This is a genomic window from Acidobacteriota bacterium, assembly GCA_035471785.1.
Taxonomy (GTDB): Bacteria; Acidobacteriota; UBA6911; order RPQK01; family DATIPO01; genus JANQFM01.
The window spans coordinates 101,705-122,712 of sequence record DATIPQ010000133.1 but is presented as its reverse complement, the minus strand read 5'-3'; the positions used below and the strand labels follow the sequence as shown (position 1 = coordinate 122,712).

Sequence of the window (21,008 nt, the reverse complement as noted above, 5' to 3'; positions counted from 1 at the left end):
GCTGGCCCCTTGCAGGCTGCCTCAGCCGGCGAACATCTGGACGTCGGTGCCCACCCGGTCGGCCATCTCCAGGGTGCGCTGCAAGTCGGGATGGCGCAGGGTCACCCAACCGTCGGAGAGCAGGGTCTGCTTCCAGTCGCGCCGCGGGGCGCCCACCGGAAGCAGGTCGATGTTGACCACGTGCTGGCCGATTTCCGAGAGAAGCCGTTGCAGGCCTTCCACCCGCTGGATGCGGCCTTGCCCCTGGGCCCGCTTGAAGATGACGGCGGCGTTGTAGCGCCGCCGCACTTCCTGGCCGAGGCGTCCTAGGCAGACCGCTTCGGCCCATCCCCGGTAGAGGTCGATGTCGCCCGCCCAGTTCATGATGTCGACGCTGCGCGCTCCCGGGGGACGGCAGCCGATTTCGCCGAAGACCGCCTCCCCGTCGGGTTTCAGGAACCATTCCATATGGGTGAATCCGCTGCGGAAGCCCAGCGCCTGGATGACGGCCTGGCCCATGCGACGGCCCGAGGCCAGATGCGGCGCGTCCACGTCGCGCAGGGCGATGGTCTGGGGCGAGATCCATTGCACGGTGCGGGCGATGAGGGGACGGGGACGATACCAGGCGATGTTGAAGTAGAGGATCTTTCCATCGGCGCAGATGGTGTCGAAAGTATACTCATCGCCCTCGATGAACTCCTCCACGCTCACCTCTTTGACGTGGCCGATTGCCGACAGCACTTCCTCAAGCTGGCGGGAATCGTCAAGGCGGTGGGTGTCGGCGGAACCGGCTCCGGCGATGGGCTTGACGATGAGCGGGTAGCCAATGCGTTCAGCCGCTTCGCGCACCTCCTCGGCCGTGCTGGCGCGGGCATGCCGCGGGGTGCGGATGCCGGCCTCGTCCAGCACCTGCTTCATGCGTTCCTTGTCGCGGAAGGGCACCGTCTCGGCTTCGCGCATTCCTTCGATGTGAAAGCGCTCGCGCAGGCGCGCCGCCATCAGGACTCCCGGCTCCCAGGGACACTCGATGCGGTCGATGAAGGTCTGGAAACCGGCAATGGCCTGGGCCACTTCGTTCTCGTCCCACAGCGAGTTCACCTGGCGGTAGGCGGCGAGATGGCTGCGGGCCAGTTCGGGCAAGGCTTGCACCGGCTGGTCGCCGATCCCCAGCACCTGAGCCCCGCAGCCAGCCAGCCCGGCGGTGAAGAAGGGCATTTCCGCCGGGAAACCAGGAGAGATCATCACCACTTTCATAGATTCTGTTCCTCAGCCGGTTGTCTTCCTCAAGCCAATTCCACGCGGATCAGTTCCACCAGACGGGCCAAGCCCTCTTCCACCGGCGCCGTTTCAGCATGGCGCAAGATGACGTAGCCGTCTCCCTCGTAGGTTCCGCTGGGAGTTTGCCCCAACTGGGGCAGCCGCGCTTCCACCACCAGGGAACCCAGCTCCTTCTCAGCCTGCTCCAGTCCGTGGACGGCCTTGACCCGTCCCCGCCCCTGGCCTCTCAGGTAGGCCGCTCCCACCGCCCAGCGGCGCTGGGGAGGATCGAAGCGGTCGAAGACCATCAGCCTCGGCCAAGCGCTGTAGAGGTCGATGTCGTGGGCGTAGGAGATGAGAGTGGAGAACTGGGCGCCGGGCGGACGGGCCGCCACCTCAGAAATGGCCACGCTGCCGTCGGGACGGCGGAACCACTCCAGGTGGGTCAGGGCCGTCTCTACGCCCAGCGCCCGGTGGGCTCGGCCGGCGGCCTGGCGGATGGGCTCGTATTCCTCTCCCCCGATGCCGCGCGGAAGCAGAACGCTCCATTGAATCCAGGGGTTCTCCATCACCTCCAAGGGCGTAGGCAGGTATCGCGAGATGGAGTGCCAAACGCATTGGCCGCCGATCCAAACGCTGTCGAAGCAATGTTCCTGGCCGGTCATGAACTCCTCGAAGAGCGCCCCAACGCGCTGAGGCGGATAGGCGGCCAGGTATTGTTCCAACTGCTCCTCGTCGTTGAGGCGGTAGGTGTTCTTGGCCCCGGCGCCCTCGTTGGGTTTGACCACCACCGGATATCCCGCATCTGCCGCAAAGGAGCGTGCCGCCTGGACGCTGTCGACCAGCCGGTGCCGGGCGCAAGGCACGCCCGCCTCACGGAAGAGCGTCTTCATGTGCGACTTGTCGCGGAAGTTGCGGGCCGTCTCCACCTTCATTCCCTGCAGTCCCAAGTGCTGGCGCACCTTGGCCAGAGGCACCTGCAGGTGCTCCAAGGCCGCCAAGAGGCGCTGGGGTGGCCCCATGCGGGCGGCCAGGGAGTGTACGGCGCCTACGATTTGGGCGGGATCCATGCCGTCCTCAACGCGCCAGTGAGCGGTCAGCTTGGATCGCAGTCCGGGCGGTATCTTCCCGGCGGGATCCTGGCTGATCACCCCCAAGCGGACGTCTTCCAGATCGGCTGCGCCGTTGATGAAGCGCAGTGTCGTCTCCAGGAAAAAAGGCGCCACAAAAATGACGTTGGCCATGCTGTCTCCCCTGCGCCCGGCGGGACGCCCGAGGATCATATCAAGGCCCGTGGCGCGCTGCTTCGCTCTCTGGACGATTCGCGCTAAACTGGACATCTGATGACTGATGAGACCGGAAGCCCGCCTCATATCCCTCTCGACCTGACCCAATCGATCTGGGAGCGCGTCTTCACCGTGGCTCCGCTGGTGCTGGTAGGGAGCCGTCAAGAGGACGGGTCCTACAACCTGGCGCCCAAGCACATGGCCTTTCCGCTGGGATGGGACAATTACTTCGGCTTCGTCTGCACGCCGCGACACAGCACCTACCGCAACATCCGCCGCGACAAGGTCTTCACCGTCAGCTTTCCCCGCCCCAGTCAAGTACTTCTGGCCAGCCTGGCCGCCGGTCCCCGCCAGGACGACTGCGCCAAGCCTTCGCTCAAGGCGCTGCCCACGGTGGCCGCCCGCCAAATCGACGGCATCCTGGTGGAGGACTCCACCCTGTGCCTGGAATGCCGATTGGAAAAGATCGTGGACGGGTTCGCCGACAACAGCATCATGGCCGGAAGCATCCTGGCCGCCTCCGCCCGCGAAGACGCCCTGCGCCGGTCCGAACGAGACGACAACCAACTGATCTTCGAAACGCCGCTTCTGGCTTACCTGCATCCGGGACGCTTCGCGGTGGTGGAAGACTCCCAGGCCTTTCCCTTTCCCCAGGACTTTCAGAGGTAGACCGTGAAGCGAGCCGGCCAAGCCGACGTGACCCGCCAGGTTGAGGGCTACTTTACGACCCACCTGAAAGAGATGGTGGAGTACCTGAAGCGGCTGGCTCTGGCCGAGTCGCCCTCCAGCGATCCCGCCTCCCAGCAGCCGCTTCAAAAGATCCTCGGCGATTCCCTGCGACAGATCGGCTTCCAGGTGCGCATCATCGAAGGCCGGCGCAGCGGAGGTCACCTCTACGCCCGGCCCCGTGAACGCCGGCGGCGCCGACCGGTGCAAATGCTGCTGGGCCACACCGATACCGTCTGGCCTCACGGCACGCTGGCGGAGATGCCGGTGGTGGCCGGGGACGGCCAGCTTCGCGGACCCGGCGTCTACGATATGAAGGCCGGACTGACCCAAATCGTCTTCGCCCTGCGCTGCCTGCACGAGCTGGGACTGGACCCCCCGGCGGCGCCCCTGGTCTTCATCAACTCCGACGAAGAAATCGGATCAGCCGAGTCCGAGGTGTGGATCCGCAGGCTGGCCCGCTGCGCTTCCCGCGTCTTCGTCCTGGAACCTTCCCTGGGCCGCGAAGGACTCATCAAGACCGCACGCAAGGGCATCGGACAGTTCACCATCACGGTGCGGGGACGCGCCGCCCACGCCGGACTGGAGCCCGAAGCAGGAGCCAGCGCCATCCTCGAACTTTCCTACGTGATCCAGGAACTCTTCCGGTTGAACGATCCCGCCAGCGGAGTGACCGTCAACGTGGGCACCATCGACGGAGGACTGCGCCCCAACGTGGTGGCTCCCCAGAGCAAGGCGGTGGTGGACGTCAGAGTCCCCTCCATGGAAGCGGCCCGCCAAATCGAGCAGGCCATTCATGGCCTGCAGCCCCAAACCCCCGGCGTAAAGCTGCTGATCGAAGGCAACGTGGGTCGCGCGCCGCTGGAGCCGACGCCCCGCAACCGGCGCCTCTGGAAGACGGCCCGCCGGCTGGGACGCCAACTGGGACTGGATCTGCAGGAAGGCTCGGCCGGAGGCGCCTCGGACGGCAACATCACCAGCCTCTTCGCCGCCACCCTGGACGGGTTGGGCGCGGTGGGCGGAGGCGCCCACGCCAGCCACGAGTTCGTGGAGATCGACAAGCTGGCCGAACGCGGCTCGCTGCTGACCCTGCTCCTGCTCGCCCCGCCCGACCGAGACAAGACCTGACCCGCTGGGAGCTTTTTTTTCTTGACGCCTTGCTACAGCTGTAGTAACTTTTGCTACGCTTGTAGCAAAGGAGCCTGCAACGTGTCTTTGACCGATAGCGAGTGGAAGATCATGAACTGCCTTTGGAGGCACTCGCCGCTGACGGCGCGCGACGTTCTGGAGGAGTTGGAGGAGGAGACGGAATGGGCTTACACAACCGTCAAGACTCTCATGAACCGCTTGGTCGACAAGGGCATGCTGGAGGCCCGCAAGCGCGCCAATACCAGCTATTATCGGCCTCTTTTGAGCCGCGCACAGGCTCGCTCCGAGGCCTTTCACAGCTTCTTGGAGAGAGCTTTCGACGGAACCCTGGCTCCCTTCTTGGGCTTTCTCAAGGAGGAGGATCTGTCCGCCGCTGAGCGCCGGACGCTGAAGAGGATGTTGGAAGAAAGGGAAGAGGCCGATGGCAGCGACGCTTGATGCCACCACGGCGTTATGGATCGACTGGATGCGGCCCATGGTTTGGCAGACGGCCCTGCTGTTTGCAGCGGCTTGGCTGCTCGACCACCTGCTGGGTCCCCGCCTCTGGCCGCCTTTGCGCATGACGCTGTGGACGGTCTTGCTGGTCAAGCTGATTCTGCCTCCCGCCCTAAGCTCCCCCTGGGGCCTGCTGAGCTGGCAGGAACCCCCCGCTGCCGGCGTTTTCCAGCAATCTAAGGGAGGCGAAGCGGCCCGGGTGTTGCCGCCCAGCGGGGTCCATTCCGCCGTGGCGGCGGCCTGGGCCCGCTCAGAGCCCTCCACCCGGCGGTCCTCGGCTTGGCCGCAGTCCATCGGCCGTCTACTTTTTTGTGCTTGGGGGCTGGGAGCCCTCCTCGTGGCGGCCTTGCGGCTGCGCGCCTGGCGTGCAATGCGCCGTCTCTGCGGGGGCGGCGGGATGGACGCGGCACCTGAAGCGGTGATGCGCGAGGCTCGCAGGGCGGCGTTACGGATCGGTCTTGGCAAGTTGCCGCGGATCGTCCTCAACGACCGCATTCGTAGTCCTTTGGTGACTGGACTGATGCGTCCTTGCATCGTGATTCCCCGCCACTGGACGCAAGGCGACTCAAGCAGCTTGAGGATGGCCCTATTGCACGAGATGGCCCATGTGCGCCGCAAAGATCTGTGGTTGCGTGGGGCCGCCGCTGTGGTGGCCACCGTCTACTGGTTCCATCCGGCCGTGTACGTGATTCTCCGGCGCCTGGAAGCCCTCTCCGAGATCTGCTGCGACGGCACGGTGGTGAGGGCCGCGCCCCAGGAGGCTGACCGCTATCGCCAAACGCTTTTGCTGGCCGCCCGCGACTTGCTGGAGAGATCGTCGGCGCCTCCTTCCTGGCTTCATGCCGGATGGCAAGGCCGGTCCGCCCTGCTGCTGCAACGGCTGCGGGGCCTGGAACGGCTGCCCAAAGCGTCCTTTCAGGTGCAGCGGCTGGTGGCCGTCCTGCTGGCTTTGGTGATGTTGCTGACGGTAGTGCCGATGGGCGCCTCTTTGGATTCGGTTGGCACCCAGGCGGCTACGGCGCCGGTTCCTGAGGAGGCTCCGCCCGGCCCGCGGCCGACGGACTCTGAATCAGCCGATGAGCAGGCTTTCCAAGTACTGCGCCGGGCGGCTCGAGGAGAACGCCAGGGATGCCTTCGCCTGCGTTGGGCCGCCCAGTCGCTGATTGCCGCCCAAGAGGGCCATTCGATCCCATTAGAACCTTGATTGTCGACCCGTTTCCGGTCGGCCGATCGGTCGGCCCAAGAAAGGAGTATCCATGTTTTCATCACCGGTTATCACGTTTCTGCTTGCATCACTGATGGCGCTGGCTCTGGCCCCGTTCATGATGGCTCAGGGCGGCCACCAGAAAAAGTCCGATGAATATGCCTTCCAGCAGCCTACGGCCGAGGAAATGAAGGCCATGCAACAGCGTTGGGCCGAATCCATGAAACCCGGCAAGTACCATGCCTGGCTGGGTCAGTTGATTGGGCATTGGGACGTTGAGGCGCGCCTCTTTTATGGCTCGCAAGGAGAGCCGCAGAAGGGAAAGGGCAAGTCCGCCATCGAATGGAAAGTCGAGGACAAGTGGCTGAGTTGGGAGTACGATTATGAACTGGCGGGCAGCAAGACCAGGTCTTTCGGCATCCACGGCTACGACAACTTCAAGCAGAAATTCGTCAGCGTTACCTTCGACAATAACTCGACTGCTCTTTCCCGCTTTGAGGGAGTGCTGGACCAGAGCGGGACGGCCCTGCATCTGTGGGGCACGGTGGACGAGCCCATGACGGGCGAGCACGACAAGATGGCCGAGGGCGTGGTGCGGATCCTGGATGCGAACCGCTTCCTACTGGAGGTCCACGACTTGGCCATCGGCGACGACAGCAAGGTGTTGGAGTTCGAATTCACCCGGGCTAAGGAGTGACCTCCACGAGAATAGGCGCCGAGAGGGCGAAACTTCCCCAGGTGAGGCGCATGAAGCCGCGGTCCTTGGAGGGCTTCTCCAGCTCGAAGAGGACCGTCATTTTTTCCACCGGGGTTTGGGTCTTCTCGAACTCCAGGGGGACGGTGAAGAGTATGGGGATTTCTGCTGGACGGGTCCTCACGTCGTAGGAGTCGAGCAACTTGCGCCGCGCCTCCTCATGGTCGATGAATACCAGCTCCCACTGGGCGCCGTCCTGGGAGCGCCGGATGGCCAGGTAGTAGAGTCCGGGATCGATCTTGACGCCGCCCAGAGTCACCGGCAACTGGGTGTCGAAGATCGACCAGTAGTTGTCGCCCATGCGCCACATCTTGCCCTCTGTCATGGCATCGAACTTTTCCTCGTACTCGGCCTTCCAGAGCGGGCGTCCGTAGCTCACCACCACCTCGCCCAGGCCGGCGTTGACGTTGCGGAACCAGTAGCCGATGCGGGTGGAGGCCCGCTCTTCCACCACTTGCCCGTAAACGCCGTAAGCCTTGTCTTGAGAATGGTGAGCGGGAGAGGACGCCGCCGGCCCGGTCCCCGACAGCAAGGCCGCCACTAATACAGTCGATATCATCACGCTTTTTCTCCTCGAAACCTGTCATCCTGACGAACCTCCAGGCTACCATGCGTCTCCTTCGGGGCACAGAACCGCTTTGTCCCGCCGCCATGTAGCCAATCCTTGCCGCCCAAGCTGCAATCCAGGCGCATTTCGACCACGACTTTAGTCGGGGTTGGTGCGACTTTAGTCGCAACGGTTTTGCGCTGTTGGTCGGATTTACCTTCTCTGCCCCCTCACTCATCATGAAAGGCCACGGTTCAACTCGCTTAGAGTGCCCAAGCGGCGAAAAAGGCGTGTTGCGGTTGCCGAAGTAAAGCCACGCTTCGGTGCCTGAGGCGTCTGTTTCGCGGCCGCTAAGCGGTGTCCTCGGTCGTTTGGCGGCTTCAATTCGGCAGCGGGAACCTCCCGGTTTCCGGGCCCACCTGAGGAGGAGGTTCAAGATACATGCAAGATATTCGAAACCGTATTTCACGCTCTCGGCTCGTATGGCCGGCTTGGTGCGTTTTGCTGCTGAGCTGCCTGATGGCCGGCGGCCTGCTGGCCCAGACGAGCCCGGAAGAGGGACCGGTCGCTGAGTCGCCGGCTTGCGTGCGCAGCATCGGAGCCGATGTGATCGCGCTCGACCAGCCCTTCTTCTGGAACCGGCTGGGAGCCATGCAGCCCCAGGGCATGATGTACGCCCTGGCTCTGGACGTGTTCCCGTTTGGGGCCGACCAGTCCGTGGCGACCAACAGTTGCGCCCACGTATCCTGTCAGGAGGGCCAGGTTGAGTTGCGCAAGACCAAGCGCCCGCGTCCTCTGGTTCTGAGGATGAACGCGGGCGACTGCCTGACCATCCGCTTCCGCAACCTGCTGGATCCCCTGCGGCGCGATGACGAGCAAGTGGCCACCCGCGACGCCTCCATTCACGTCGTCGGTCTGCAGCCGGTCGTCAGCATCAAAGACGACGGCTCCAATGTTGGGGCCAACGGCGCGGCCGGAAACGGCGTCGTGCCTCCTGGAGGCAGCGCCTCCTACACGCTCTTCGCCGAGAAAGAAGGCCAGCATGTCTTCTACAGCAGCGGAGCCACCACGACCGGGGAAGGCGACGGCGGGCAGATGAACTCCGGACTCTTCGGGGCCGTCAATGTGGAGCCCCGGGGAACCAACTGGATCCGCAGCCAGGTCACCGCTCAAGACATGCGGATTGCGACGCAGGCACGCACGCCTCAGGGACAGCCCATCCTCGACTTTGGCAAGGTCTATCCCAATACTCATCCCCAGGCGGGACGACCCGTCTTTCAGATGCTGCGCAACAACAAGATCGTGCATTCCGATCTGACCGCCATCATCGAGGGACCCTTCGAGGCCGAGCCCAATCCGGTCTATCCCAACCGAGGACGCAGCTTCCGCGAGTTCACCATCATCTACCACGATGAGATCGGAGCCGTGCAGGCCTTCGACATCTTCGAGGACGCCATCTTCGAACACACGCTGCACAGCGTCCGCGATGCTTTCGCCATCAACTACGGCACCGGCGGCATCGGGGCCGAGATTCTGGCCAACCGCTTCGACGTGGGTCCCATGCGCGACTGCACGGGATGCAAGTACGAGGAGTTCTTCCTCAGTTCCTGGACGGTGGGCGATCCGGCCATGGTGGTCGACACTCCGGCCAATGCCTGCGTAGGCGACCCGGACTGCCGGGCCACTGAGGCCATGTATCCTTCCGACCCCTCCAACGTCTATCACGCTTATCTGCGTGATCACGTCAAGTTCCGCATCTTGCACGGAGGCTCCAAGGAACACCACATCCACCACCAACACACCCACCAGTGGCTCTATGCTCCCGACTCCGACAACTCGGCTTATCTCGACAGCCAGGCCATCGGCCCCGGCAACTCCTTCACCCTCGAGATGACCTACAACGGATCGGGCAACCGCAACGCGGCTGTTGGAGACTCGATCTTCCACTGCCACTTCTATCCCCACTTCGCTCAAGGCATGTGGGCTCTGTGGCGCGTCCACGACGTCTTCGAGGACGGTCGTCGACGCCTGCCCGACGGCGAGATCGAGCGGGGCACTCCCATTCCGGGAGTCGTGCCCATTCCGGGCCAGCCCATGGCGCCCGCCCCCGGAGCCAGGGTGGAAATCGCCCCCGATCCCCGTCTGCCCAACCGCGGAGGACAGGTCAAGATCAACGGCAAGTTCGTGCGCGACATCACGCCGGCCGACATCGCCAACATGGGCAATCCCGGATATCCCTTCTGGGTGCCCGGAGCCGCCGGTTCGCGCGCTCCCCATCCGCCTCTCGACACCATCGACGACGGCGGACTGCCCCGCCATATCCTTCTGGAAGGCGAAGCGCTGCACATCGAAACCCGCCTCGACTTCACCAAGGAACTGGAAGAGGTGCAAGCCCTGGAGATCCCCGAGAGCGGGCATCCGGTGGAAGAAGTCGCCATGCGCTTTCACGAGATACGGCGACATCCCACCTTTTTCACCGACGGCTCGCCGGCGGAGTTCATCGCCAACGGGCTGCCCCGCCAGCCGGGAGCGCCCTACGCCGAACCCTGCATGCTGGAATGCCGACCTGACGGCCCGCTGGCTGCATTTTGCGAAGAGGCCGGTTTGGAGAAGGGCGATGCCGTTCCCCAGATCGAACATTTCGACACCATCCAGCAGCAGAAGGTCCCCGGACCCCGCGAATACAAGGCGGCCGACATTCAGTTGGACGTCATCTACAACAAGGCCGGATGGCACTTTCCCCAACTGCGCATGATCTCGCTGTGGGGAGACGTTGTGGACACCTTCGCAGGCGACCGGCCGCCCGAGCCGCTCTTCTTCCGCGCCAACAGCGGAGACTGCATCAGCTACTACCTGACCAACCTGGTTCCCAACATCTATGAGTTGGACGATTTCCAGGTGCGCACCCCGACCGATATCCTGGGGCAGCACATCCACCTTGTGAAATTCGACGTGCTGGCCTCTGACGGGGCCGCCAACGGATGGAACTACGAGGACGGCAGCTTCAGTCCCGACGAGGTGCGCGAGCGCATCCGCGCCATCCGCGCCCACAACGGCTGCACCGGAGACGAGTTCGGCGGAGACCCGCGCGACGGCACTTTTCATTGCCCGGTGGCCGAGCCTCATCCCTTTTTCGATGAGAAACTCCAAGACCGTCGCTTCTGGGGAGCCCAAACCACCATTCAGCGCTGGTATGCCGACGACGTCCTCAATCTGCAGGGCGACGACCGCACGCTGCGCACCGTCTTCACGCACGACCACTTCGGTCCCTCGACCCACCAGCAGGCCGGACTTTACGCCGGACTGGTGGTTGAGCCCGAGACCTCGCAATGGCGCGACCCGGTGACCGGCGTCATCCTGGGCAGCCGTTTCGATGGAGGCCCCACTTCCTGGCGTGCCGACATCCTGGACGGCCCCGAGGGCCGCGACAGCTACCGCGAATTCCTTCTCGAATTCGCTGATTTCGGACTGGCTTACTACGACAACAGCCACGCCAACCTCGATCAAGGCCAAGGCCCCACCTTCCAGAACGAGTGGGCCGGACTGCCCGACGGGCAACAGCCCGGCAATTGCAACGGCATCGGCGTTCCCGGACTGGGATTCGACTGCTTCGAAGAAGCCGTCAACCCGCCTGGCAAGAAGGAAGTCGGACTACCCTTCCTGCTGGCCAAAGTGGAAAACTGCCCTGTCACCGAAGAAGGCTTGGCAGAGCTCGAGGAACAGGGCTTGGCTCCGCCTGAGCCGCCCTGCCCTGAAGGGGTTTCGGCCGATGAGCCGGGCACCATGGTGGTCAACTACCGCAACGAGCCTCTGGCTCTGAGGACGCGCGATCCGGCCAACAACCAGCAGGCTGCTGGAGACGCCGGCGATCTGGCCCTGGCCTTTTCCTCACGCGTCACCCGGGCCGACGCCCGCCTCAACGTCCAGCCCAACTTCTATCCTCCCTTGACGGGCGGAGTGCGGCCGCGTGACCCGTTCACGCCTCTGATGCAGGTGCTGGAGGCCGACCGGGTCCAGATCAGGACCCTGGTAGGCGCCCATGAGGAAGGGCACAACTTCAGCGTCAACGGCATCAAGTGGCTCTTCGAACCGTCCTGGACCGACTCGGGCTATCGGAATTCCCAGATGATGGGTATCTCCGAGCACTTCGAGATGATCGTTCCCCAACTGGTCAAGAACCCCTTGCAGGCTCACGCCGACCACCTGTGGGCCGCCGGTTCGTCCACCGACGACCTGTGGAACGGGCTGTGGGGGCTGATCCGCGTCTCGCGCGGACAGAATTCCGACATTCTGCCCTTGCCCAACAACCCGGCGGGACGCAAGGAAGTCGCCGAGGGCGAACAAGGACGCTTCAACGGCGTCTGCCCCAAGACGGCTCCCGAACGCAAATTCCACGTGGTGGCGGCGCTGGCCCGGGACATCCTGGGCGGACCGCTGGTCTACAACAAGCGTCCCGGCAACCAGAACTGGGGTCCACTGCGAGATCCGACAGCCATCATGTACGTGAGGGCTTCCGATCTGGACGCCAGCGGCAAGCTGCGCTCGCATCTCGAGCCTGAGCCGCTCATCCTGCGCGCCAGGGCCGGAGAATGCATCCTGGTGGAGTTGGAAAACCGTCTGCCCGACAATCCGCCTGACCGCGACGGATTCTTCACCCTGCCCATGCTCATCGAAAAATTCAATGCCAACCAGCTCAGGCCCTCCAACAAGGTCGGCCTGCATCCTCAGTTGGTCTTCTACGATGTCAGCCGCGACGACGGCAACAACGTGGGCATCAACCAGATCCAGACCGCCAATCCGGGTCAAACGGTCAAGTATCGCTGGTATGCCGGCGACATCTTCATCCGGGACAACGGCACGGTTGACAACCCGCCCATCGAGTTCGGCGCCGTCAACCTCATCGCGGCCGACCGCATCAAGCAGTCTCACAAGGGCGCCATCGGCGCACTGCTGATCGAGCCCGAAGACGCCAATTGGCGCGAGGACGCTGATCTGGCCAACTGCGGCCAGCCCAACCGTCCCCGCTGCTCGCGTGCCGCGGCTACGGTGAGAAGGCCGGATGGAGGACTCTTCCGCGAGTTCACCGTGCTCTACCAGAGCGACGTCAACCTGCGCTGCAACGGCTGCGGCAACGCCGCCGACGGCGACGCCAACGCCGTGCCCAACCTGGCCGGGTCGGAGGATCCCGAAGACTCCGCCCAGAAGGCCTTCAACTACCGCACCGAACCCATGTGGTTCCGCTTCGGGTTCAGGCCCGATGCTCCCCTGACCGAAACGCGCGAGCTGGTCATCACCGACATCCTCACCAACGGACAGGTGGGCGCCGATCCCGAAACGCCTCTCTTCTACGCCAGGGCCGGAGACGATGTCCGTTTCCGCGTCCTCAAGCCGGGAGGCAACCAGCGCAACCACGTCTTCCAGGTGCACGGCCATATCTGGCAGCAGGAGCCCTATATCAACGATTCCACCGAATTGGGCTTCAATGCCTTCTCTCTCTGGGAAGGCGCCAAGATGGGTCACGGACCGACCAACCACTTCGATGCTCTTCTCATCAACGGAGCAGGAGGCAAGTTCGGGGTTCAGGGGGATTTCCTCTACCGCGACCAGCCTTCCTTTCTCTTCGACGGAGGGCTCTGGGGCCTGATGCGTGTCGTCGGACCCAGGACCGCCGCTACCTCTGAGGAAGACTTCTAAGGGAAAGGCGTCCGCAAAAGACGAGCCGGCGGATCCCCCAAACGGGTCCGCCGGCTCTCTTCGTTCCACTTCATCGCCTTTGACGGCGTCTTGTTTTTCTCAACAAGGATGGATATGAGAGTACTTTTCTTAACCTTGTCGCTCTTGTTCAACTTAACCCTGGCGGGACAGTCCCAGCAGGCCTCTGGCCTAGAAGCTGCCCAAGAGCAGCCCGCGCCTGAGGAGCGGACTTATTCCTACCGCGGAGCCTTCGAGGAGGAGGGCATCCGGGTCGAGTTCCGGATGGAGCCGGCTGAGGGCGACCGCGACCCGCACCAGCCGCTGCGCGAGGGCGACATCGTCGACGTCAGCTTCAACATCCGCGATACCAACAGCGGAATGCCGCTGGGCGGCGTCTTTCCGGCCGCCTGGATGGACCGGGTGCCCGAGAACAACCCGCAAGAGGAAAGCTGCACCGACCGGGTGGCGGCCTTTCTGGGAGGCAGCCTCTATTCCCGGGCCGAAGTCGACCTCAACGTCTACCACGTGCTGGCCCTCAACAGCGATGCCAGCATCTCCATCGTCGATCCCCTCTTCGGGTTCGGCACCACCAAACTGCTCGACATGGTGCAGTTGGAGAGCCCCGGCGAAGACTGGGCGGTCGATACTCCCAACCGGGTCCTCTACGTGGCCATGCCCGAAGCCGGCAAGGTGGCTGTCGTCGATCTGGCTACCTGGGACGTCGCCACCAACCTGAGGGCCTGGCAGGGTGTCACCAGAGTGGACCTGCAACCCGACGGACGCTATGTGTGGGCGGCTTACAACGGGTCCGAAGGGGATATGGACAAGTCGGGCGTGGTGGTCTACGATACCTCCACCCGGGAGCGCGCTGCTCTCTTCGACCTGCCTTCCAGCGCCCACGAGATCGCCTTTACCGCCGATTCGGCCTATGCCTTTCTATCCAACCGCGATCAGGGCTCAATTACAGTCATCGACATCCGCGAGTTGACGGTAAAAGACACCCTTGAGGTGGGCGAGGCCGTGGTTTCGATGGCCTACTCCGAGGCCGCCGGAGCGCTCTACGCCCTGGATCCCAGCGGTTCGGTGGCGGTCATCGACGGTCAAAACCACCAGCTCCGCACCCGCATCACCGTCCAGCCGGGAGCCACTCAAATCCGCTTCAGCAGCCGCCCCTCGCTGGCCTTCGTGGTCAATCCCGAGCACGACCTGGTCAATATTATCGACGCCTCGCGAGACCGGGTCATCCAAACCGGCACCACCGAGGAGGCGCCCGACCAAGTGGCCTTCACCAACGAACTGGCCTACATCCGTCACCGCGACAGCGAGTTGATCCTCATGGTTCCCCTCAAGGAACTGGGCCAAGAAGGAGCTCCGGTCCCCGTGATCGATTTTCCGGGCGGACGCTCTCCCCTGGGCAAGATCATGCCCTCGGGCGGCGACAGCATCGTGCAGGCCCCGGGAGCCACGGCCGTGCTGGTGGCCAACGCCGCCGACACCGCCATCTACTACTACCGGGAGGGAATGGCGGCGCCCATGGGGCACTTTCAGAACTACGGGCGTCAGCCCCGGGCCGTGCTGGCTATCGACCGCTCGCTGGCTGAAAGCGAGCCGGGAGTCTATACCACTTCCGCCACCTTGCGTCGCCCGGGGGAGTACGAGCTGGCTTTCTTCCTGGATTCGCCCCGCACGGTTCACTGCTTTTCGGTAGAGGTGGCGCCCAATCCGGTCCTGGAAGCCAAGCGGCGGGCTGAAAACGACGTCATGGTGGAACCGCTGGTAGTGCAGATGTCGGCCCAGCCTGGAGAAGAGAAGTCTCTGCGCTTCCGCCTGCGCAGCGCCCTTACCGGGCAGGTCATCGAGGGAGCGGACGACGTGCGTATCCTCACCTTCCGCGCTCCCGGCGTGGAACAGAGGCGCTCCTGGGCCGAGGAATCCTCGCCGGGGCTCTACCAGGCCACCCTGACTCCCAGCCAAGCCGGCGTCTACTATGCCTTCGCCTCCAGCCAAAGCTTGGGTCTCGCCTTTAACAAGTCTCCCTTCGCCATCATCCGCGTCCAATCTGCGCCCGCCAAAGCGCAAGGAGATCAAAAATGAAACTCCCTACCCTTCCTCTCTTCCTGCTCACTCTGTCGCTAGCCGCTCCGCCCCTGCGGGGCCAGAGTCATTCTCACCACGCCGGGGACAGCGGGACCGATCCTCAATGCCATGATGCCTCAGCACACCAGGCCATGGGGGAAACGGAGCAGGACAGTCAGCCCGTTTTCCGCGACGTGGAACTTCTCGATCAGCGCGGCCGCCGGATTCATTTCTTCACCGACTTGGTCAAGGGACGCACGGTCGTGGTGCAGTCCATGTTCACCACCTGCACCACCATATGCCCTCCCATGGGAGCCAATTTCGCCAAACTGCAAAAGAAGTTGGGCCGCGGCAGCGACGTGCATCTCATCTCGGTCAGCATCGATCCGGGCGTGGATACTCCCCAGCGGCTCAAGGCCTGGCAAGCCCGCTTTGGAGGAAACGACGCCAATTGGACCCTGGTGACGGGCTCCAAGCGCAAGGTCGACTCGCTGCTCAAGAGCCTGGGTCTCTTCTCGCCCGACAAGGTGGACCACTCGCCCACTGTCCTGCTTGGCAGCGAGCCCGCCAATCATTGGACCCGCACCAACGGCTTGGCCAATCCTGATAAACTGCTGCAAATCCTGGATGAGATAAGAGAACCATCGCACACCCGCTGAGGCAAGATGTCGACAATCAACCCCAACAGGACTCAGGTGTTTTTCAAAGTAACGGCGCTCCTAGTGCTGGCTCTGCTGGCGACGGCGCCTTGGGTGAGGGCACAGGAGGCGGCGCGGGAATACTTCACCGACACCGTGCTGGTTGATCAGGAAGGCCGGGAGCAGCGCTTCTTCAGCGATCTGCTGGCGGGCAAGGTGGTGGTCATCGACACCATCTTCACCCGCTGCACCGGGGTCTGCCCCGTGCTCAGCCGCAACATGGAGAAGATTCAGGAGCACCTGGGAGACAGGGTGGGCCGCGACGTCCACCTGATTTCCATTTCCGTCGATCCCCTCTACGACACTCCCCAGCGCCTCAAGGAGTTCGCCCGGCGCTACCACGCGCAACACGGATGGTATTTCCTGACCGGCCAGCCCCAAGACGTCAACTTCATTCTCGAGCGTCTGGGACAAAAGGTTCCCTCCAAGGAAAACCACAAGTCGCTGATGCTGGTCGGCAATGTTCCGGCCGAATACTGGAAGAAGGCGCTGGGACTGGCGTCGCCTCAGGAATTGATCGAGATCGTCGACAGCGTTCTGCAAGACCAGGGGAAGAGCGCATCCCCCTAACCCGGGTCTGCTCCCCTACTGCCTGGCCCCGGCCCGACCTCATTCGACGGCAGTCAATTGGCGCGACTTGAGGACGGCCTGCAGGCGGTTGTCGACTTCCAGCTTGCGGTAGATGTTGGTCAAGTGGCCCTTGACCGTTTTCTGGGAGATGTGCAGCCTCTCGGCAATGGATGAATTGGTCAGACCCAGACGCAGCAGACCGATGAGTTCCTGCTCCCGCCGGGTGAGGGGATTGTCCTCCTGCCGCTTGTCCTCGGGTCGGCGCACGCACAGCGACAGGACGCGCCGCGAAGCCCACACTTCGCCGTCGATGACGAAGTCGACGGCCCGCTCTAATTGTTCGAGGTCGTGTGCGTCCCTCTCGTCGAAGACGCCGCCCGCGCCCTGGTTGATCCACTCCGCTTGAGTCTCTTGTGAGGCGTCCCGGGCCACGATCAAAATGCGGGCGAAAGGAAACAGAGCCCTCAAACTCTTGACCGCGACTTGAGTTTCGTCGCGGCAGATGAGGATCACCAGGGTCGGTTGGCCGTTGTCCAGAGAGGCGATGTCGGTGGGCGAATCGAAGCGGCGAAAATTGGCCAGAAACTTGGGACGGCCCAGGATTTTGACTTGAGAAAGATAAAGGCGGACAGCTTCTCCAGAGATCTGATAACGGGATAGAATCAGCACCTCATGAGGCTGCTGCATAGAATGATCCCCCCTTCATTCAGCAGGCGAACTCTGCGCATCAGAGGTATTTAAAAACCAACTTCCCAATGGTGTGCGGCGATTGTTATACGCAAGCGAGATGCCAAGGGCTGACTCGGCGACTTCGACCCCCCGTTCCTCAAGCATTTTGTTCAAACCAAAGATCAGCTAAAAAATACTTCAGCCAACACTAAAATTGGGCTATATGACTCAGTGCTGAGTTATATAGCCTAATCCAGGGGAAAATGCCCCAGCCTTATTGAGGCTGGAGGAGTCTTGATTCAGCAGAATACTTTGCGCCACTGGTATGAAGAGGAATCCTTATAACTATTCTTCCACTTATGTTTGCCGTCTTCTGTATACTGTCCTTTTGTGTTAGCCAACCGCCGTCAGCCATAATCTGATGGTATTTCCATGAGAAACAGGGTTTTTGATCTAAGACGTCAGTGGCTGCCGGCAGAGGCGGGAGGAGCATTTTTCGCTGCCAATTCCGCCGCATAATTCATCAGAGCGGCCATTTAGCCTATTAAGTATTTGGCTGCTCTTGCCGATAGAAGTTGTAGCGAGCGACCTCGTGCCGCCGAGGGCAATTGAGCCTTCACCGCGGTCGCTGAAACTTGACCCGTGTGTGAACTTGTTGGCCACCTGGTGGCCCTGGACAGGTGTGGATGAGCATCTTCAAGGTCAAAAGTCAAAGCAAGGGCGAGGTGGACCGCCTGCAGCAGCGCGTCCGCGAACTGGAGGAAGAGCGGCGGCGCTGGAAGGAACAGGAGCGGATCCACGACTCCGTGCTCGAGCATTCCCTGGACGGCGTAGCCATCATCTCTTCAGATCACTGCTACAGCTACATGAACGGTCCTTACGCCCGCATCTTCGGCTTTTCCTCGCCCCAGGACCTGAACGGGCGTGATTGGCGCCGTTTCTACAGCGCTTCAGAGAGGGATCGCTTCCAGAGCGAGATCCTGCCGGCCCTGAGGCAGAAGGGAGAGTGGAGGGGCGAGGTGCGCGGGCGCCGGCGCAACGGCGAACCCTTTGACCAGTTCTTGGCCTTGACGGCGCTGGAAGGCACCGGATATGTGTGCGTCTGCCGCGACATCTCGGCTCAAAAGCGGGTGCAGAAGGAAGTGGCCCAGCGCAGCGCTTACCTGGAAGCCCTGATCGAGAACTCGCCTCTGGGCATCGTAGTGCTCGACGACCGGGGACGCATCGAACTGTGCAACCCCGCTTTCGAACGGATCTTCCTCTACAAGCGCAAGAATATTCTGGGCCTCAAGCTGGACGAACTCATCGCTCCCCGCAAGGAAAAGAAGGAGGCTCACAACTACACCGCTCGGGCCATCGCGGGGGAATCGCTGATCCGCTTCAGCGCCAAGCGATGCCGCAAAGACGGCACCTGGATCGACGTCGAAGTGCATGGCGTACGGCTCGAGGTGGACGGCATCCCCATGGGGGTGTACGCGCTTTATCAGGATGTGTCGGAGCGCAAGAGAGCGGAGGCGGAACTGCAGCAGGCCAAGGAATTGGCCGAAGCGGCCAACCAGGCCAAGAGCGAGTTTCTGGCCAACATCTCGCATGAGATCCGTACCCCTCTCAACGCCATCATCGGCATGACCGAGCTGGCCATGGGCAGCGAAGACGAGGGGGAACGGCGCGATTGCCTGGAGGCCGTTTCGCTTTCGGCCGACACCCTTCTGGAACTGATCAACGACATTCTCGACTTTTCCAAGATCGAAGCCCGCAAGCTGCGGCTCGAGACCATCAGCTTCGATCTCAGGGCCTGGCTGCGCGAACTGGTCAAGGTGTGGGCGCCGCAGTGCCGGGAAAAAGGCGTCGACTTCAGTCAAGACTTCGATGCCGATCTTCCCGACGAGGTGGTCGGCGACCCCACTCGGATGCGCCAGGTGCTCTCCAACCTGTTGTCCAACGCGGTCAAGTTCACCGAGGAAGGCGGAGTCACTTTGGCAGTCCGGCTGGAGGGCCGGGACACCGATCAACGGCTGGTCTTCGAAGTCGGCGATACCGGCATCGGGGTCAGCGAAGAGGCCAAGGAACGTATCTTCGAGGCCTTCACCCAGGGCGACGGCTCCACCACCCGGCGCTTCGGCGGTACCGGCTTGGGACTGGCCATATGCGTTCAATTGGTGCACTTGATGGACGGTCGGCTCGACTTGCAGAGCCGCCTGGGAGAAGGCAGCGTCTTCAGCTTCGAGCTTCCGCTCAAGCAGGGCGCGCAGGAAGACCTGCAAAGAGGACTGGGGAAAAGCAAGATCAGTCCCCAGGGCGAGGTTGAAATCGACGACGGCCAAAGCCTGCGCATTCTGCTGGCCGAAGACAACCGGGTCAACCAGAAGTTAGCGGTGCGCTTGCTGGAGAAGCGCGGCCATCAGGTTTCGGTGGCCGACAACGGCGTCGAGGCCCTGCGCCTCTTCGACCACGACAAGTTCGACCTCATCCTGATGGATCTGCAGATGCCCGAGATGGGCGGATACGAAACCACCGAGCGCATACGCAGTATGGAGAACGGCAATGGCCGCCACATCCCCATCGTGGCCCTGACGGCTCATGCCATGCGCGAAGACCGCGAGCGCTGTTTCCAGGCTGGGATGGACGCTTATATCTGCAAGCCCTTCAAATCGGGCGATCTGGCCGAGGTCCTGCGCGGTTTGACCCGTTCCCGCCAGCCGGTCTGAAGCAGCAGCCGGCCGCCTTAGAAGCGATCTCCGCCCGTGCTATTCGGGCACCGCTTTGCGCAAGAGGATGTGGTAACCGAAGGCCGTCTCAACGGCTTGCGGGTAGATCTCGCCCGGTTGCAGTTGGCCCAGGGCCTCATCGAACTCGCTCACCATCTTGCCTTTGAACCAGACCCCGAGATCGCCGCCATTGGGTCCTGAAGGGCCGTCGGAATTCTGCTTGGCCAGTTCGGCGAAGAGGGAGGGGTTTTGCTGCACCTGGGCCAGGATGTCGTTGGCTTTCTGCAGCGCTTCTTCCTTGCTGCGTGTGGCCTGCGAGCGCATCGCTCCCTGGTAGGCGATGAGGATGTGGGCTCCGGCCCGCTGTTCCAGGCGGGTGCGGCGCACGAAGGCATATCCGAAAGGCATCTCCAGCGGACCCGCGACTTGGCCCACCTCCAGGCCGGTCACGGCCTGCAAGATCTCGGGAGGAGCCGGATCGTTCTTGGTGAGGACCCCCATAAAGATGGGTTGGTCGCCGCCGTCGCTGTGTTCTTTGACCATATCGGCAAAGTTCTGGCCATTGATCGTGCTCTTGATCTCCTGGCACAAGGCCTGCGCTTCCTGCTGGCTGCGGCTGGCCGTTGCGGGGGCGCGCGGAGCACCTTTGTAGCCGATCACCAGCCCTTCCATCCCGAAGTGCTCAACCGCCAGGGAGTCGCGGCGGATGACGTGGTAGCCGAAGCCGGTTTCCACCGGCTCGGAAGTGATCTCGCCTACTTCCAGCAACTCGATGGCGGCGTCGAATTCGGGCACCATGCGCCCTTTGGTCCAGGCGCCCAGGCTGCCCGCTTGGGCGGCCGAGGGGCCGTCCGACTCGTTGCGGGCCGTTTCTTCGAACTTCGAGGGGTCGGATTTGAGCAGGTCGATCAGTTGGCGCGCCTTGGCCTCGGCTTCCTCCTTGCTGCGCGTGATCTGCTCTCCAGCCCGCTGGGCGCCTTTGTAAGCCACCAGGATGTGAGAGCCGGCGAAGTCGGCGTTGGGGTCGGCTTTGAAAAACTGGTCGTTTCGTTCCTGCTGCATGGCCTCCTGCGAGCTGACGTTTTGGCATCCGGCAGCAAAGCACAGCAGCAACATGAGAAAAGCGGAAGGCAATTTATTGTTCACCGGGTGGGTCCTTTCAAAATGGCGGTTCCTCTTCATTGTCCATTTTGGGG

At 62.8% G+C, this 21,008-nt stretch carries 15 protein-coding genes; 10 read left to right on the top strand and 5 right to left on the bottom strand.

Annotation, left to right across the window (positions count from 1 at the left end; translation table 11 throughout):
- Positions 1-21: 21 nt before the first annotated feature.
- The gene (locus VLU25_18985; protein HSR70021.1) at positions 22-1,233 is read right to left on the bottom strand and encodes an ATP-grasp domain-containing protein; all 1,212 of its coding nucleotides are present in this window, start codon (positions 1,231-1,233) and stop codon (positions 22-24) included.
- Positions 1,234-1,262: 29 nt separating this feature from the next.
- On the bottom strand, positions 1,263-2,480 hold the full coding sequence (locus tag VLU25_18980; GenBank protein HSR70020.1) for a hypothetical protein: 1,218 nt from the start codon (positions 2,478-2,480) through the stop codon (positions 1,263-1,265).
- Between the two features lie 99 nt (positions 2,481-2,579).
- Here VLU25_18980 and VLU25_18975 point away from each other — a divergent pair, with 99 nt between their 5' ends.
- From VLU25_18975 to VLU25_18955, 5 genes are all read left to right on the top strand, one after another.
- The gene (locus VLU25_18975; GenBank protein ID HSR70019.1) at positions 2,580-3,191 is read left to right on the top strand and encodes a flavin reductase; all 612 of its coding nucleotides are present in this window, start codon (positions 2,580-2,582) and stop codon (positions 3,189-3,191) included.
- A 3-nt stretch (positions 3,192-3,194) separates the two neighbouring features.
- Positions 3,195-4,376 carry a M20 family metallopeptidase gene (locus VLU25_18970; protein ID HSR70018.1) on the top strand — a complete coding sequence of 394 codons (1,182 nt, stop codon included), beginning with the start codon at positions 3,195-3,197 and terminating at the stop codon, positions 4,374-4,376.
- A gap of 81 nt (positions 4,377-4,457) precedes the next feature.
- A complete protein-coding gene (locus tag VLU25_18965; protein HSR70017.1) occupies positions 4,458-4,835 on the top strand; it encodes a BlaI/MecI/CopY family transcriptional regulator in 378 nt (125 codons plus the stop codon).
- Positions 4,819-6,096: a M56 family metallopeptidase gene (locus VLU25_18960; GenBank protein HSR70016.1), complete on the top strand. Its 1,278-nt coding sequence runs from the start codon at positions 4,819-4,821 to the stop codon at positions 6,094-6,096. Before VLU25_18965 ends, VLU25_18960 begins: the two co-directional genes overlap by 17 nt.
- Positions 6,097-6,148: 52 nt before the next feature.
- Positions 6,149-6,793: a DUF1579 family protein gene (locus tag VLU25_18955; GenBank protein ID HSR70015.1), complete on the top strand. Its 645-nt coding sequence runs from the start codon at positions 6,149-6,151 to the stop codon at positions 6,791-6,793.
- On the opposite strand, the gene VLU25_18950 is transcribed toward VLU25_18955, so the two are convergent.
- Complete coding sequence (locus VLU25_18950) at positions 6,783-7,409, bottom strand: DUF2911 domain-containing protein (protein ID HSR70014.1); 627 nt, start codon at positions 7,407-7,409, stop codon at positions 6,783-6,785. The two genes, VLU25_18955 and VLU25_18950, sit on opposite strands and share 11 nt — an antisense overlap.
- A gap of 429 nt (positions 7,410-7,838) precedes the next feature.
- On the opposite strand from VLU25_18950, the gene VLU25_18945 reads away from it, so the two are divergent.
- The 4 genes from VLU25_18945 (at position 7,839) to VLU25_18930 (ending at position 16,435) form a co-directional block, all read left to right on the top strand.
- A complete protein-coding gene (locus VLU25_18945; protein HSR70013.1) occupies positions 7,839-13,091 on the top strand; it encodes a copper oxidase in 5,253 nt (1,750 codons plus the stop codon).
- A gap of 114 nt (positions 13,092-13,205) precedes the next feature.
- Positions 13,206-15,185 carry a hypothetical protein gene (locus VLU25_18940; GenBank protein ID HSR70012.1) on the top strand — a complete coding sequence of 660 codons (1,980 nt, stop codon included), beginning with the start codon at positions 13,206-13,208 and terminating at the stop codon, positions 15,183-15,185.
- Positions 15,182-15,826 (top strand): SCO family protein, encoded by a 645-nt coding sequence (locus tag VLU25_18935; protein HSR70011.1) that lies wholly within the window; start codon positions 15,182-15,184, stop codon positions 15,824-15,826. Before VLU25_18940 ends, VLU25_18935 begins: the two co-directional genes overlap by 4 nt.
- A 6-nt stretch (positions 15,827-15,832) precedes the next feature.
- Positions 15,833-16,435, top strand: a complete 603-nt coding sequence (locus VLU25_18930) for an SCO family protein (GenBank protein HSR70010.1) — start codon at positions 15,833-15,835, stop codon at positions 16,433-16,435.
- Positions 16,436-16,474: 39 nt separating this feature from the next.
- Here the strand turns inward: VLU25_18930 and VLU25_18925 are convergent, their stop codons facing one another.
- On the bottom strand, positions 16,475-17,122 hold the full coding sequence (locus VLU25_18925; GenBank protein HSR70009.1) for a response regulator transcription factor: 648 nt from the start codon (positions 17,120-17,122) through the stop codon (positions 16,475-16,477).
- A gap of 668 nt (positions 17,123-17,790) precedes the next feature.
- Here VLU25_18925 and VLU25_18920 point away from each other — a divergent pair.
- Positions 17,791-19,812: a PAS domain S-box protein gene (locus VLU25_18920; GenBank protein HSR70008.1), complete on the top strand. Its 2,022-nt coding sequence runs from the start codon at positions 17,791-17,793 to the stop codon at positions 19,810-19,812.
- Between the two features lie 39 nt (positions 19,813-19,851).
- On the opposite strand, the gene VLU25_18915 is transcribed toward VLU25_18920, so the two are convergent.
- Positions 19,852-20,958 (bottom strand): peptidylprolyl isomerase, encoded by a 1,107-nt coding sequence (locus VLU25_18915; protein HSR70007.1) that lies wholly within the window; start codon positions 20,956-20,958, stop codon positions 19,852-19,854.
- Positions 20,959-21,008: the final 50 nt, after the last annotated feature.

Coding starts and splice junctions, on each gene's coding strand:
- VLU25_18945 (HSR70013.1), top strand. CDS start 7,839: ATGCAAGATATTCGAAACCGTATTTCACGCTCTCGGCTCGTATGGCCG.
- VLU25_18960 (HSR70016.1), top strand. CDS start 4,819: ATGGCAGCGACGCTTGATGCCACCACGGCGTTATGGATCGACTGGATG.
- VLU25_18975 (HSR70019.1), top strand. CDS start 2,580: ATGACTGATGAGACCGGAAGCCCGCCTCATATCCCTCTCGACCTGACC.
- VLU25_18980 (HSR70020.1), bottom strand. CDS start 2,480: ATGGCCAACGTCATTTTTGTGGCGCCTTTTTTCCTGGAGACGACACTG.
- VLU25_18985 (HSR70021.1), bottom strand. CDS start 1,233: ATGAAAGTGGTGATGATCTCTCCTGGTTTCCCGGCGGAAATGCCCTTC.
- VLU25_18925 (HSR70009.1), bottom strand. CDS start 17,122: ATGCAGCAGCCTCATGAGGTGCTGATTCTATCCCGTTATCAGATCTCT.
- VLU25_18920 (HSR70008.1), top strand. CDS start 17,791: ATGAGCATCTTCAAGGTCAAAAGTCAAAGCAAGGGCGAGGTGGACCGC.
- VLU25_18940 (HSR70012.1), top strand. CDS start 13,206: ATGAGAGTACTTTTCTTAACCTTGTCGCTCTTGTTCAACTTAACCCTG.
- VLU25_18950 (HSR70014.1), bottom strand. CDS start 7,409: ATGATATCGACTGTATTAGTGGCGGCCTTGCTGTCGGGGACCGGGCCG.
- VLU25_18930 (HSR70010.1), top strand. CDS start 15,833: ATGTCGACAATCAACCCCAACAGGACTCAGGTGTTTTTCAAAGTAACG.
- VLU25_18935 (HSR70011.1), top strand. CDS start 15,182: ATGAAACTCCCTACCCTTCCTCTCTTCCTGCTCACTCTGTCGCTAGCC.
- VLU25_18955 (HSR70015.1), top strand. CDS start 6,149: ATGTTTTCATCACCGGTTATCACGTTTCTGCTTGCATCACTGATGGCG.